A 13474-nucleotide genomic window follows, 5' to 3' on the forward strand; every position below is an offset into this window, starting at 1 on the left:
TTTTCGGTGGACGGATCTGGTGCTGACGAAAAAGGGCAAATACGGGCTCAAGGCGATGGCCCATCTCGCTCAATTCCCTCCGGGCGAATTTGTGCACGCCGTGGATATCGCCGAGGAGCAGAATATCCCCAAGCGATTCCTCAACGGGATTCTTTTCGAGCTGAGAAGCTTCGGCTTCGTGCACTCGAGGATGGGCAAGAACGGCGGCTACACGCTCGCCCGCGAGGCCGACAGAATCATGGTCGGCGAGATCGTGCGCGCCATCGACGGGCCGCTTGCGCCGATCGCCTGCGCAAGCAAGACGCGCTACCAGCGCTGCGAGGACTGCGCGAGCGAGTCCGCCTGTCCGGTGCGCTTCCTGATGGTCGAGGCCCAGCGCGCTCTTTCCCAGCTCCTCGATAATTGCTCGCTCGCGCGCATGTGCCGGCTTGGGCAGTCCGGCGCGATCGACGCCTGTTGCGAGGCGCCCCCATCGCCGCCTCGTTTGGCGGTGGTCGAGAATTAAGACCGTCGCGACCGACCGCGGACGTGCTATGGCTTGGCCATGCTCGTCCTACGCTATCATCCCGCTTCCCCTTACGCCCGAAAGGTCAGGATCGCCGCCTCGGCGCTCGGCCTGACCGAGCGTCTAGAGCTGTCGCCAACCGACACGGCCGATCCGACCGATCCGATCCGCGCCCAAAATCCGCTTGGAAAAATCCCGACGCTGCTCTTCGAGGACGGCTCGGCGCTCTATGACAGCCGCGTGATCGTGGAATATCTCGACCATCTCGCCGGCGGCGGGCGGATCATTCCCTCCGACCCCGCCCGGCGCTTCCCGGCGCTGCGCCTCGAGGCGCTCGGCGACGGAATTTGCGACGCTGCGCTGCTCATTCGCTACGAGCAGACGACGCGCCCTGAAGCACAACGCTCGGCGAGCTGGATGGAGCTGCAGCAGGGCAAGATCGATCGCGCGCTCGCTGTCCTCGACGCCGCGCCGCCGTCCGGGCCGTGCGACATCGGCCATGTGGCGATCGCCTGTGCGCTCGGCTATCTCGATCTGCGCTTCGGCGGCGCCTGGCGCACCGCTGCGCCGAAGCTCGTCGCCTGGCTGGACGCTTTTGCGCGCGAGACGCCCGCCTACGAGGCGACGAGGAGCTGAAGATTACGCGCGGCGACGCCGCGCGTAATCTCGCAGCGGGCGAGCTTCAAGTCGTCGGCGACTTCCAAACGACCTCCTCGCCCTTTTTCTCGGCAGAGGCGATCTCCTGCGGCGGCTTCCACTCGCCGGAAGAGGGGGCCGCGGCGGCCGCGCTCGGGTGAGCGAGATCTGGAATCCGCAGCACCTGACCTGGAAAGATGCGATTGGGATCCGTGAGCAAGGGACGATTGGCTTCAAAGATCTGCTGATACTTCGAACCCTGCCCATGGCCGTAGAATTGCTCTGCGATCGCCCACAAGCTGTCGCCCGATTTTACGGTGTAGAAGCGCGACTCGGCATGCGTCTGCCCCACGACGATGTTGTTGACGACCCGGGTGACCCCTTGCGTGTTTCCCACGGCCAGCGCCAGCTTCTCGGCCGCGGCTGTCGTCGCGGCCGAGCCGGACAGCGTCACCGTCGAGCCGTCGACCGCGATCTCCACGTTGGAGGCGTCGAGGCCGTGCCTCGCGATTTCGCCCTTCAGCGCCTCGGGCGAGGCGGCGCTCGTCTCGGTCGCGCCCGCAGGGGCCGGCGCGTCTTTTTTCTTACCGAAGAAATCAAGAATACCCATCTTGCGCTCCTTCGCTTGAAGACCGCGCGTCGCGGTCGCGAGCCTGCATCTAGAGCGCGCAAGCCTCGCGGCCATGACAAAAGCCAGGGTCGCTCACTTTTTGAGTCCTTCTCGGGCGAGTCGGCGCGCCTTCCTTCCGCTCGAGCTCGAGCGAGGAAGAATCGCGCTGGATCAACATGCCCTAGCGAGTTCCGATCGCAAAAGCCCGTCAACTCTCGAAGAATTCGTTCTAGAAGTGGTAGTTCACGCCAAGGCGCACCTGCGAATTATTGGAGCCGACCTGCAACGCCCAGGGAGAGTAGTTGAAGTAGGAGGTGGAGCCGAGCGACGTGAACAGATATTCGGCTTTCACCGAGATGTTGGGGATGACCAGATATTCAACGCCGGCGCCGAGCGCCCATCCGAGCTGATAGCTGGACTGCTGACCCCAGAAATTTCCCCACCAGACGTTCTGCATGTTTATCTCCGTGCGCCCGCCCGCGAGGCCGCCGGAGATAAAGAACAGCGCACGATCCATGGTGTAGCCGACGCGGCCGCGCAGCGTGAAGAGATCGTTCAAATTGCCCGAGGTCATGCGCCCCGGGTAGGGATAATTCGTCGCGCTGATGCCGGTGAAGTCGAAATCGGCTTCGGCGCCGATGAGAAAGTTCGGCGCGACCATGTAATTGTAGCCGCCCGTGAAGCCGAACTCGCCGCCCGACGGCTGGGCGAAGAGCCAATTCGCGTCGTCGGTGAACGAGCCCCAGCCATAACCGGCGTTGAGGCCCGCGTAAAAGCCTTGCCAGCGCGTGACCGGAACCGGCGCATAATAGTCGGCCGGCGCTTGGCGATAGGGCAGGTCGGCGGCGACGGCAGGGAGGGCTCCGAGCGCCAGGGGCGCCAACAGCGCCGCAAGAAACGCGTGTCTCATTTTGCTCAACTCCATGCTTTGTCTCCAGACGCGCTAGTCCTTGGGCGCGTCGCCCGGCTGAGCCGCAGCTCAGGGAACGAGGCTTCGATGTATAATCGTTCAGCTTAACGAGACCTTTCTGGAGCCGACTCTCATCGTTTGGTTAAAGTAACTATTTAGGAACTATGTAGTAAGAATTGTGTCGATAATGGGGTATATGGGCATGTATTCGTATTTATACTTTGTGCCGCCGCCGGGCGCCAGAATTTTTGGCTTGGTTTTCGGTTGATGATGGCTAATAAAGCGTCAATGTCGGCGAGGGCGCCGGCGGCGATTGCGGAGGATGGATGCAGGCGGCGGAGCAGAGCGGCCCGGTTCTCGTGACGGGGGCGGCGCGACGCATCGGCCTTGCGCTGGCTGAGGGTTTTGCGCGGGCCGGCCGGCCGGTCGTGCTGCACGCCTCTCCCCGATCGCAGGCGGCGGCGCGGGCCGCCGCCGAGAAGCTCGTGGCGCAAGGTTTCAGGGCCGAGGCTCTGGCCTGCGATCTCGCGCGCACAGGCGAGGCGCGCGAGCTGATCCCGCGCGCCGAGGCGCCTTTTGGACCGCTCGCGCTGCTCGTGAACAGCGCGGCGCTTTTTGAGCCCGATTCTGTGCAGAACTTCACGCCCGAGGCGCTCGAGCGGCATTTCGCGGTCAATCTTTTCGCGCCCGTGTTGCTCGGCCAGGCTTTTGCGGCCCGTTTGCCCGAGGGCGCCACGGGCGCCATCATCAACATGATTGATCAGCGGGCGCTTCGCCTCACCCCGCGCGACTTCACCTACACCCTCTCGAAATCCGCGCTGTGGACTGCAACCCGCACGATGGCGCAGGCTCTCGCCCCGCGCATCCGCGTCAACGCCATCGGACCCGGTCCGGCGCTGCCAAATCTCTATGCGGGCGAGGCGGGATTTGCGCGAGAGGCCGCCGGCGTCCCGTTGCAGCAGGCGATCACGCTCGAAAGCCTCGTTGATGCGGCGCTTTATCTGGCGCGAGCGCGGCACGTGACGGGCCAGATGATCGCGGTCGACAGCGGCCAGCACCTCGCCTGGCGCACGCCGGACGTCGAGGAAGACTGAGCCAGCACTACTTTAGGGAGGGGCCGCGGGGCCAACCCGAATAAGGGGCGATCATCATGAGCCAATTCTCGATTCTCGTTCTGATCGGCAGTCTTCGCCGCGATTCATACAACCGTAAGCTCGCGGGCGCCGTCGCGAAGCTCGCGCCGCCAGAATTCTCGTTCACGCAAGCGAAGATCGCCGATCTGCCGCTCTACAATCAGGATGACGACGCGGCGCAGGCAGACCCCGTGAAGCGTCTCAAGGGCGAGATCGCCGCCGCCGCTGGGCTGCTATTCGTCACGCCCGAATACAACCGCTCCATTCCCGGCGTGCTGAAGAATGCGATCGACCATGCCTCCCGCCCCTATGGGCAGAACGCTTTCGCGGGCAAGCCCACAGGGGTCATCGGGATCTCGGTCGGCGCGATCGGCACGGCCATCGCGCAGCAGCAATTGCGCAACGTGCTGGCCTATCTCGACGCGCCGACGCTCGGCCAGCCCGAGGTGTTTTTGCAGATGAAGGAAGGCCTGTTCGATGCAGCCGGCGACATCGGTGAGGGCAGCCGTTCTTTCCTGCAGGGCTGGATGGACCGATATGTCGCCTGGGTGAAAAAGCACGCGGGCTAGCTTGGCGCTTTCCCCAGGGATGCTCGCCAGGGCGCAATCGAAAGCTAACGCCTCCGGGTTTCAATGGCGGAGTTGTTCGCCGCGCCGATTCGCTCGCAAACGGGCGGGTCCCGGCCGCATTCGGTGAAGCTGCGTGAAGAGGGGGAATGAGGCGTCGCCCGAAAAGGGCAGGGAGAGAAGGCTCTGCCTTCTCTGGTTCGTCGTGTTCACCCTTCTCGCAGGCGGCTATTGGCCGAGCCGCCTCGGCCTCGCCTTTATGGCGCTCGCCTATCTCGGCGTTCTTCATCTTGCGATGCTCGTCTTTGACGAGGTGACCTCGCCGCAATTCCATGCGGACATGAGTCCGGAGGAGTTCGAGCGCTATTGCGCTTCGCTTCTGCGGGAGCGCAAATGGGACGCGCGCGTCACGCCGGCGAGCGGCGATCAGGGCGTGGACATCGTCGCCGACAAGCGCGGTCTGCGCATCGTCGTGCAGTGCAAGAAATATTCGAAGCCCGTCGGGAATCGCGCCGTGCAAGAAATCGTCGCCGGCATCGCCCACCGGGACGCGCAAAGGGGCGTCGTGGTCGCCACCGCCGGCTACACGGCCTCGGCCATAAAGCTTGCGGCCTCCAATGAGGTCCTGCTGCTCCATCACTCGGAGCTCCACAGGATTGATAGGCTGCTGCGGTGACGGCGCCGCCAGCGTTTGCCTTTGCGAGATTCTCGCGAGCGCTCAACCCGCGTCGCTTCCGCGCGGAAGGGCTGATCTGGCCGTTGGCGGATTTCAGCAGGGGATGCGGCGACTCATCCGGCTCATTATGCAATTGCGGAACGCAGCGCGAACGGTTATGCTTCGTTCATGATTTGTTTATGGAGGCCGGTTATGCGGAGCGGACGGCGGCGTCACGCTTCGCCGCCTCTGGGGGCCAAACGCAATGCTCACGAGAAAACAGAGCGATCTTCTGCGCTTCATCCATGAGCGTTTGAAGGAGACTGGCGTTCCGCCTTCATTCGACGAAATGAAGGACGCGCTCGATCTGCGCTCGAAGTCGGGGATCCATCGGCTGATCTTGGCGCTCGAGGAGCGCGGCTTCATCCGCAGGCTTCCCAACCGCGCCCGCGCCCTCGAGGTGCTGCGGCTGCCCGAATCGGCGACGCCGCAGAGCGCCATCCGCGCCAAGAAGTTCTCGCCGAGCGTCATCGAAGGGAATCTCGGCCGGGTGCGCGCCTTGCAGGAACGCGAGGATGAGGAGGCGGAGGTGAACGTCGCGATCCCCGTCATGGGCCGAATCGCCGCCGGCACGCCGATCTCCGCCATTCAGTCGCGCAGCCACACGATCAGCCTGCCGCCCGATCTCCTGAGCTCGGGAGAGCATTTTGCGCTCGAGGTGCGCGGCGATTCAATGATCGAGGCGGGCATTCTCGACGGCGACACAGTCGTCATTCGCAAGCAGGAGCAGGCGGAGACCGGCGACATCGTCGTCGCGCTGATCGACGACGAGGAGGCGACGTTGAAGCGACTGCGCAAGCGCGGCGCCTCGATCGCGCTCGAAGCCGCCAATCCCGCCTATGAAACGCGCATCTTCGGCCCTGATCGCGTCCGCATTCAGGGCAAGCTCGTGAGCCTGTTACGAAAATATTGAAGCGAAGGGGGGGGCGCTCAAATCGGCCCTACTCGCGCGTGGCGCGCAAGACGTTTCTCGTGAAGGCCGGTCCGATGCGGTTGTCGACGATTTCCTCGGCGTAGGTCGCGGAGCCGTCGTCGAGCGAGAGGCGCACCGTCGTCGTGATCGTCAGGCTGGCGCGCGAATATTCGGCGAGCGTTTCCGCGGAAGCTTCGGGGCGCCTGGCCGCGAGCTCCTTTGTCTCGCGGTCGATGACCTCCCGCCAGGCTTCGGTCAAGGCGTTGGAGTCGAAGACCTTGGTCGAGGTGAAGGTGACGAAGCCGTGGGCTTCGTCCTTGTCGTAGCGCGTTGTGAGCTTGATGGGCACGCTGGCCCCGTTGCTGTGGCCTTCAGCGTTGGCGGTCTGGGGCATGCCGAGATCGGCTTCGCGTTCTTCGGGTGTCTGCGCTTCGGCGAAAAGGCGGGCCGCTGGCGCGATCACATCCATCGGGAAGAGGGAGCCCGGCTGCAACCGCGGCAGGAGGGACTGCAGCCGTTCCTTGGCGGGGTCGTCGCTTTTCAGCCCCTCGATGCGCGTCTCGACGGCCTTGCGCATCGCGTCGAGATTGTCGATCTTCTTCGCCGCGCCGCGCGGATCGGTCTCGACCTCGATCATGTCGGCGCCGAAGGCCTGGATGCGGTCACGAAAGATCTCGGTGAGACTGGGCTGTCCCGGCGGCGGTTCCTTGGGCGTGAGCCGCCAGCGCATCTTGAAGCCGCTGAGCGTGGGTTCGAGCACGGTCAGGCTGTTGGTGAACTCTCCCCGCACGCTTTTCTCGCCGGCCCTCGTCAGACCGTGCGAATCGGCGCTTGTCTCGATCTCGACGCGGTAGACGCGCTCCACGCCGATCTTGGGGCGATAGGCCGGAAGGCGCGTCGTCAGCTCCACGGCCAAGGCTGAATGCCCGCCGGCAAGGGCGAGCGCCACGAGAGAGAATCCCGCCAAACTTGAGAGGCTTTTGCGATGGAAGTCCGCTCGAGCGCCTTGATTCTGGCGCGCCTTCCCGCCCCCTGCGCAGCTGCGTTCGAGGGACAGACGCGCGAGGAGGGCGTAGCAGCTTCTTCTGGGGAGCTTGACCATATTCTCATTCGGACGTCGGGCCGCCGCCTTCAGACCTATCCCATTCAGCGCGCGGACGCTACAAGCGGGGGCGGCCTTCGGCGGAAGACGAAACGCCGCGACTGGCGCGTTTTTTCATTTGGGCGCCTTGGTTTCGGCCAAGCGCGCGGCCATGATGGGGATCGGGGAGAGCTCCGGCGGTGGCGTCCCGGACGAATCGGGGCGCAGCCCGCAACGCGCGGGGAACGAAGGCGGCTTTTTTGAGCGAGAACGACGCCGCGGACCATGAATTCCGTCGCAGAGGCATCTGCGCCCTCTGCGACGCGTTGCCCACGCCGCGTCTTTCGCACGGGCTCCGCCGAACGGCGCGCTTTTACTGCGGCGTCGGGCTCCTCATCGTGCTCCTGATGAGCCTCGGGGTCGGCGCTTTCCTGTTCTCGCTGGCGCGCGGTCCGATCGCTCTTTCCTGGCTCGCGCCGGTCATCGTCGAGTCGCTCGATGAACTCTACGGCCGACGCTACGAGTTTGGCCTGAGGAATGTGGCGCTCGCCGACACGTCGCATGGACCGACGCTCTTCGCGGAAGGACTCACGGTCAAATCCGCGGGTCGGACCGTGGTCGCCGCCCCGCGTGCGGAATTCTCCGTCGATTTCCTGGGCCTTCTTGCCGGCCGCGTGACGCCGAAGAGGATCGAGGCGCTCGACCTCGAGTTGCGACTCGTCATGCTTCCCGACGGCTCGCTCACGATCTCGGCCGGCGCCGATCCCAAGGAGGCCGTCGTGATCGGGCCGGCGGCCGCGAAGCCCACCCCCGCAGAGGCGGCGGGGCCGCACCCGAGGCTCCTGCATTTCGCCGGCGCGGCTGTTCGTGGGCTTCTGGATTTTGCGACCAACCCGGAGAGCGCCATAGGCGGCGTCGACCATGTTGGAGTCGTGCATGGACGGCTCGTCATCGACGACCGCGCGCTCGGCCGCACGATCCGTTACTCCGACCTGACTTTGATCGTGCAACGAGAGGCCGGCGGCTCGAAATTCGAGCTCGCCGCGACCGGCGCGGCCCGCCGCTGGTCTCTGGTCGGGACCACCCACGGGGCGCCGGGCACGCAGCGCGAGTTCGAAGCCCGGGCGCAGGAGTTCACGATCGACGAGCTGACTCTGCTCAGCGGTTGGCGCAACCAGCAATTCGACACCGACGCTGCGCTTTCGGCGCATCTGCATTTCGCGCTAGACGCCGGGGATCATGTCATCGACGCCTCGGGCGGCTTCCTTGTCGGCCCCGGCTATTTCCGCCTCGACGAGCCCGATTACGAGCCGATACTGATCGAGCAGGCCTTGGGCGAGGCCCGATGGGATCGGAAGAACCGGCAGTTTCTTTTTCCGGTGCTGAAGCTCAAGACGAAGGAGGTCGAACTCGTCGGCGAGGGGACGCTCGCGCCGCCCGCTCCGCTCGACGCCCTCGCCCAATCGGCGGCGGATCGGGGCGATGTCTGGAGGGGCTCGGCCCACTTGGCCAAACCTGCGAAGTTCGCGCCTGAACGTCCCGGCGAAGAGCCGCTGCTTATCGACCGCGGCGCGCTACGCTTCAGCTTCCAACCGGCCGCGAAAAAGATCTTCATCGAACGCTTCGAGGCCTCGGGACCGCAGCTCGACGGAACCGGCGCCCTCGCTTTCGACTGGATCAACGGGCGGCACCTCGTCTTTAATCTGACGCTGAACAACACCGACGTGACTGCCGCGGCGCGCTTGACGCCGACCCATGTCGGGGCGCCGGCGCGACTTTGGCTGCTCGAGCATGTGACGGCTGGAGCCTTCAAGCACGCGGAGCTGCACAGCGACTTGTCGGAGGCTGATTTCGTCGCGATGCGCTATGAGCAGCCGGCGCCCGACGCTGCACTCCAGGGCGAGGGCGACATCGTCAATGGCGAGTTGATCAACGTCATGCCGGATTTACCGGCGATCCGCGGAATCTCCGCGCATTTGCGCCTGACGGGACGCACGGTCGTCGTGGATCGAGCCAGCGGCGTGATGGACACGGCGCATGAGCGTCGGCTGACGTTGAGCGAAGGCTCCTTCGTCATTCCCGACAACGCGCCGGTGCCCGCGCCAGCGACGTTAGAGCTGCGCTTTGCCGGCAGCGTCGAGGCTGTCTCCGAGATCCTGACGCTGCCGTCGCTCGCGCGATATTCGGCGATGCCGATCGATCCCGCACAGGTCAAAGGTCAGATCGACGGCAGGGCGCGTCTCGCCTTCGAGATCGGCAATGGCGCAAGGCCGGAGCGCGTGAATGTGCAGCTCAGCGCCGATGCGGCCAATCTCTCGGTCGAACGCTTCATCGGCGCGGAAAAGCTCGAATCCGGCGCGCTCACGATCGTTCAGGACCATGGCGGATTGCGTGTCGGCGGCTCGGCGCGCGTGCTCGGCGGGCAAGTCCAGCTCGACATCCGCAAGCCGCTCGGCGAACATGCGCAGAGTCAGGCGCAGATTTCCATGACGCTCGACGAGGCGGCGCGCGCCAAGATGGGCTACGGACTGCCCGGCGTCGGCGGCCCCGTCGTCGCCACCGTCAAGACGCCCATGCCGATCGGCGAGACCGAGGCGCAATTCGAGATCGATCTCACCAAAGCCTCATTGGACAACGCCCTCCCGGGCGTCTCGAAGCCCGTCGGCAAGCCCGCCAAGGCGAGCTTCACGTTGATCAAGCGCCCCGAGGGCATGACGCTCGACCATTTCGTGCTGGAGGCCGGCGCGACGCTCATGCAAGGCGTGGTCGAGCTTGCGCGCGATGGGTCGTTTCGTTCGGCGAAGTTCTCGCAGTTTCGAATTTCGGAAGGCGACGATGTGAAGCTCGAGGCCACGCGCGGCGCCGACGCGTTGAAGCTCGTCGTGCGCGCGGCCAATTTGGATGCGCGGCCGATCCTGCGTTCTCTCGGCGCTGCGGGCGTCGAGCGCTCGGCCGCGGGAAGCACGGCCGCGGCGAGCATGACCAAAGGCTCTGTGTCCTTCGACGACGTCGACGTCGATTTGAAATCCTCGCTCGTCTCGGGATTCGGCAAGCAGATTCTGACGAATGTCGAGCTCAAATGGGAGCGGCGCAACAATCATCCGCGACGCTTCGCGCTTTCCGGACGCTTCGGCCGCGAGTCCCTGTCCGCCACGCTCGAGCCGGGCGATGGCGGCGCGGCGCGCGTCGGGTTCGTCTGCGCTGACGCAGGCGCGCTTTTCGCTTTCCTCGATCTCTACAGCCGCATGGATTCTGGTACGATCACCGCCAACATGCTGCTCGCGCCGTCAGGGCGCGCCGATGGCGAGCTGCAAGTGCGCGAGTTCTATCTCAAGAGCGAGCCGGCGATGCGCAGCCTGATGGAGCAGGGGGCGCATCGTTACGACGAGAAGGGCCGCGTGCGTTACGAGCCCGATTCGGTCAAGGTGCAGCGCCTGCAGGCGCAATTCGTCTGGATGGGCGGCAAGCTGCATCTGCGTGAAGGCGTTATGTCGGGTCCTGAGATGGGCCTTTCCTTCGACGGCTCTGTGGATTTCGCGCATGAGGCCTTCGACCTCGGCGGCTCCTACGTGCCATTCTACGGCTTGAACAATCTTTTCAGCAACATTCCGGTCTTTGGCCCGATTGTCACGGGCGGCGCGAATGAAGGCCTGTTCGCGCTCAATTACAGCGTCGTCGGCCGGATCGATTCCCCGACGATCAATGTCTCGCCGCTGTCCATGCTGACGCCCGGACTGTTTCGCAAGATTTTCGGCGTGATGGACGGCACCGCGCGTGGCCTGGAGCCGCCGGGGCGGTAGAGCGCTTTCCGCTCGAAGGAATATTCGGGGAATAGCGAATCGCGCAGGCTAACGCGCCGCATCGCCTTCGTCATGCGGGCGCTCCCGCGCAGTGTTCGGCGGGCGGCGCTCCGCGCCGCTCAGCTGCGCTCCAGCAGCACGTGCTTCTTCTTGCCGAGCGAGAGCTTCGCGACGCCGTCACTGGCGAAATCCTTTTCGCCGAGCGCGGCTTTTTCATCGGTCACGGGCGCGTCGTTGACGCGCAGTCCGCCGCCTTTGATCTGGCGACGCGCTTCTCCCGTGGAGGCGACGAGCCCGGCCTTGACGAAGGCCGTGAGCACGCCGATCCCCTCGGCGACCTCCGCGGCTGACACGGCGACCTTGGGCAGGCTGAGGGCCAGCGCGCCTTCCTCGAAGGTGGCTTTGGCGGTCGCCGCGGCTTCTTCGGCGGCCGCGCGGCCGTGCAGCAGCGCGGTGACCTCCGTGGCGAGCGTCTTCTTCGCCTCGTTGATCTCGGCGCCTTGCAGCGCCGAGAGGCGCGCGATCTCGTCCAAGGGCAGGAAGGTGAAGAGCTTGAGGAAGCGGGAGACGTCGGCGTCCTCGGCGTTGCGCCAATATTGCCAATAATCGTAAGGGCTGAGCAGCGCGGCGTCGAGCCAGACGGCGCCCGCCGCCGTCTTGCCCATCTTGGCGCCCGAGGCCGTTGTCAGCAGCGGCGAGGTCAGACCGTAGAGCTGCGGGCAGCCGAGGCGCCGGCCGAGATCGATCCCCATGACGATATTGCCCCATTGATCGGAGCCGCCCATCTGCAGCACCGCGCCGTGGCGCTTGTTGATCTCGGCAAAGTCATAGGCCTGCAGGCACATATAGTTGAACTCGATGAAGGAGAGCTCATGCTCGCGCTCGAGGCGCAGCTTGACGCTGTCCATCGTCAGCATGCGGTTCACCGAGAAATGCCGGCCGATGTCGCGCAGGAACTCGATGTAATTGAGCGACGCGAGCCACTCCGCGTTGTCGAGGAGCTTGGCGTCCGTCGCGCCGTCGCCGAAGGTGAGGAATTTCGCGAAGGTTTTCGTGATAGACGCCTTGTTGGCGTCGATCTCCGCGATCGTCAGCAGCTTGCGGCTCTCATCCTTGCCCGAGGGGTCGCCGACGCGCGTCGTGCCGCCGCCGACGAGGGGCAGGGGCTTGCCGCCGCTGCGCTGCAGATGCGCGAGCAGCATGATCGGCAAGAGGCTGCCGACATGCAGCGAGGATGCCGTGCAGTCGAAGCCGATATAGGCGGAGAGCCCTCCCTCCAGCGCCTTCGCGTCTAGCCCCGAGAGATCGGAACATTGGTGCACGAAGCCGCGCTCATTGAGCGTTGCAAGAAATTCGGATTTGGGAGCGGCGGGGTCGGACATGGGCGGGTGTTAACGGCAAGCGGGCAGGGGCGCAAGGGCGCGGAGCCCTGCGACTCTCGCGTCTTCTCAGTTCCCGAAGGTCAAATGCGACAGGCGGAAAAAAGCGCCAAGGAGTCGGATAGCGAGACCGACCAGCCCCGACCCTCCGTAAAGATTCGAGCGATTGAGCTGGATGAAGACGAAGGCGGGACTTCTCGAATAATTCGTCATCTCGCAGACGAAAAACCCCTCCCGGGCGCGCAGCGACTCCAGGAGTATGCGCGCTGAAGGCCAGAGGCCGCGCGTCGGCTCCGCCTCTTGCGCCGTATCGGCCCTGTTTTCTCCGACGATCTCGGCTCGGAAATCATCTGGGTGGCATTGACTCGTCGGGCGCAGGCGCGAGGACACATTGAGGGTCGCGGCGATGACATTGCCGAGCGCGAAGTCGCGGCTGTCCCCGGGCTCGAGCCTCTCGCTCCAGACCAAAGTCCGCCCCGAAAGGCAGAGGATCGCCGGCCGAGAGAGGTCTTGAGGAGGCTCGGCGCGATAGACATAGAGCGCGCGCGCCCAGCTCATCGTCGACGCGTCGCAAGCGGCGGAGGCCATGCTTATCTCGGCGCCGCTGCACAGGTAGGAAGGCTGCAGCAGGAGCAGCGGCGGCGCGCCCTCGCGCGCATATTCGTTCAGATCGAGCTTTTCCGCCACGGCGCCGTCGCCGGCCGAAAGCAGTGTCTCGCGCTGCTTGCCGAGCGTCTTGATCATGCTGAGCTTCACGTCGCCGCCGCCAAACGCGACGCGTTTGAATGTGTCGAGCTCGCGCGCGAGCCAGCCTCGCCGAGGCGTGGGGTGCGGCGTTTGCCGCGCCAGAATCTTCGCGCCGGGCCAGCGGCTGACCGTCGCGCCCGGGCGCGCGAAGACCGCGGTGTCGGGACCGAGGGTGACGACGACGCCTTGCGCGGCCTCCTGCAGCGCAAAATCGCTCTCGCCGCGGCGCAGAACCAGGTGCGTCAGATTGAAGAAGGGATGCCGCATAGCTGCTTCAGGCTTTCCGAATGGAAGGCTTCATCGCGGCGACGAGCGTGTCGACCCCCTCGCGAAAGCCCACTTCGATCGGGGCGAAGCCGAGCGCGCCGAGCTCTTCGAGCGCCGGCGTGAACACCATGATGCGATCGGACGTTTCATCGCTGAAGAAGTGGATCACCCATTCCTCGAGGAGATCGAGGCGGCCAAGGCCGGTAAAGGTC

At 65.1% G+C, this 13474-nt stretch carries 13 protein-coding genes (1 of these 13 cut by a window edge); 7 read left to right on the forward strand and 6 right to left on the reverse strand.

What is annotated here, in order from left to right; genetic code table 11:
• Positions 1-19 precede the first annotated feature (19 nt).
• Complete coding sequence (locus tag QMG80_RS11520) at positions 20-505, forward strand: RrF2 family transcriptional regulator (protein ID WP_085772953.1); 486 nt, start codon at positions 20-22, stop codon at positions 503-505.
• Between the two features lie 39 nt (positions 506-544).
• Positions 545-1141 carry a glutathione S-transferase gene (locus QMG80_RS11525; protein WP_085772954.1) on the forward strand — a complete coding sequence of 199 codons (597 nt, stop codon included), beginning with the start codon at positions 545-547 and terminating at the stop codon, positions 1139-1141.
• A 46-nt stretch (positions 1142-1187) separates the two neighbouring features.
• Here the strand turns inward: QMG80_RS11525 and lysM are convergent, their stop codons facing one another.
• Positions 1188-1751 carry a peptidoglycan-binding protein LysM gene (lysM, locus tag QMG80_RS11530; RefSeq protein ID WP_085773835.1) on the reverse strand — a complete coding sequence of 188 codons (564 nt, stop codon included), beginning with the start codon at positions 1749-1751 and terminating at the stop codon, positions 1188-1190.
• A 229-nt stretch (positions 1752-1980) separates the two neighbouring features.
• Entirely contained in the window at positions 1981-2661 is a 681-nt protein-coding gene (locus QMG80_RS11535) for an outer membrane beta-barrel protein (protein WP_085773836.1), read from the reverse strand.
• 326 nt (positions 2662-2987) lie between these two features.
• Between QMG80_RS11535 and QMG80_RS11540 the strand changes: the two genes are divergently transcribed.
• The 4 genes from QMG80_RS11540 to lexA all read left to right on the forward strand — a co-directional run bounded on the left by QMG80_RS11540 (position 2988) and on the right by lexA (position 5988).
• On the forward strand, positions 2988-3755 hold the full coding sequence (locus tag QMG80_RS11540) for an SDR family oxidoreductase (protein ID WP_085772955.1): 768 nt from the start codon (positions 2988-2990) through the stop codon (positions 3753-3755).
• Positions 3756-3811: 56 nt separating this feature from the next.
• Positions 3812-4363 carry an NADPH-dependent FMN reductase gene (locus QMG80_RS11545; protein WP_085772956.1) on the forward strand — a complete coding sequence of 184 codons (552 nt, stop codon included), beginning with the start codon at positions 3812-3814 and terminating at the stop codon, positions 4361-4363.
• Positions 4364-4496: 133 nt separating this feature from the next.
• The gene (locus tag QMG80_RS11550; RefSeq protein WP_085772957.1) at positions 4497-5036 is read left to right on the forward strand and encodes a restriction endonuclease; all 540 of its coding nucleotides are present in this window, start codon (positions 4497-4499) and stop codon (positions 5034-5036) included.
• A 244-nt stretch (positions 5037-5280) separates the two neighbouring features.
• Entirely contained in the window at positions 5281-5988 is a 708-nt protein-coding gene (gene lexA / locus QMG80_RS11555; RefSeq protein ID WP_085772958.1) for a transcriptional repressor LexA, read from the forward strand.
• A 28-nt stretch (positions 5989-6016) separates the two neighbouring features.
• On the opposite strand, the gene QMG80_RS11560 is transcribed toward lexA, so the two are convergent.
• A complete protein-coding gene (locus QMG80_RS11560) occupies positions 6017-6937 on the reverse strand; it encodes a hypothetical protein (RefSeq protein WP_158658860.1) in 921 nt (306 codons plus the stop codon).
• Positions 6938-7329: 392 nt separating this feature from the next.
• Between QMG80_RS11560 and QMG80_RS11565 the strand changes: the two genes are divergently transcribed.
• Positions 7330-10869: a YhdP family protein gene (locus tag QMG80_RS11565; protein WP_158658861.1), complete on the forward strand. Its 3540-nt coding sequence runs from the start codon at positions 7330-7332 to the stop codon at positions 10867-10869.
• A 119-nt stretch (positions 10870-10988) separates the two neighbouring features.
• On the opposite strand, the gene tyrS is transcribed toward QMG80_RS11565, so the two are convergent.
• From tyrS to QMG80_RS11580, 3 genes are all read right to left on the reverse strand, one after another.
• Positions 10989-12251, reverse strand: coding sequence for a tyrosine--tRNA ligase (gene tyrS / locus QMG80_RS11570; protein ID WP_085772961.1), 1263 nt, complete (start codon positions 12249-12251; stop codon positions 10989-10991).
• Positions 12252-12317: 66 nt separating this feature from the next.
• The gene (locus tag QMG80_RS11575) at positions 12318-13262 is read right to left on the reverse strand and encodes a hypothetical protein (RefSeq protein WP_085772962.1); all 945 of its coding nucleotides are present in this window, start codon (positions 13260-13262) and stop codon (positions 12318-12320) included.
• A 7-nt stretch (positions 13263-13269) separates the two neighbouring features.
• Positions 13270-13474, reverse strand: partial view of a class I SAM-dependent methyltransferase gene (locus tag QMG80_RS11580; RefSeq protein WP_085773837.1) — the end only. Its footprint extends 533 nt past the window's final position; only the last 205 of its 738 coding nucleotides appear in the window; the start codon falls outside the window, past its right edge; its stop codon occupies positions 13270-13272.

This window comes from Methylocystis bryophila (assembly GCF_027925445.1).
In the GTDB taxonomy this organism is placed as follows: Bacteria; Pseudomonadota; Alphaproteobacteria; order Rhizobiales; family Beijerinckiaceae; genus Methylocystis; species Methylocystis bryophila.

Excerpts from the sequence above, each read along its gene's own strand:
- QMG80_RS11525 (WP_085772954.1), top strand. The coding sequence starts at position 545 with ATGCTCGTCCTACGCTATCATCCCGCTTCCCCTTACGCCCGAAAGGTC.
- QMG80_RS11540 (WP_085772955.1), top strand. The coding sequence starts at position 2,988 with ATGCAGGCGGCGGAGCAGAGCGGCCCGGTTCTCGTGACGGGGGCGGCG.
- QMG80_RS11575 (WP_085772962.1), bottom strand. The coding sequence starts at position 13,262 with ATGCGGCATCCCTTCTTCAATCTGACGCACCTGGTTCTGCGCCGCGGC.
- lexA (WP_085772958.1), top strand. The coding sequence starts at position 5,281 with ATGCTCACGAGAAAACAGAGCGATCTTCTGCGCTTCATCCATGAGCGT.
- lysM (WP_085773835.1), bottom strand. The coding sequence starts at position 1,751 with ATGGGTATTCTTGATTTCTTCGGTAAGAAAAAAGACGCGCCGGCCCCT.
- tyrS (WP_085772961.1), bottom strand. The coding sequence starts at position 12,251 with ATGTCCGACCCCGCCGCTCCCAAATCCGAATTTCTTGCAACGCTCAAT.
- QMG80_RS11545 (WP_085772956.1), top strand. The coding sequence starts at position 3,812 with ATGAGCCAATTCTCGATTCTCGTTCTGATCGGCAGTCTTCGCCGCGAT.
- QMG80_RS11535 (WP_085773836.1), bottom strand. The coding sequence starts at position 2,661 with ATGAGACACGCGTTTCTTGCGGCGCTGTTGGCGCCCCTGGCGCTCGGA.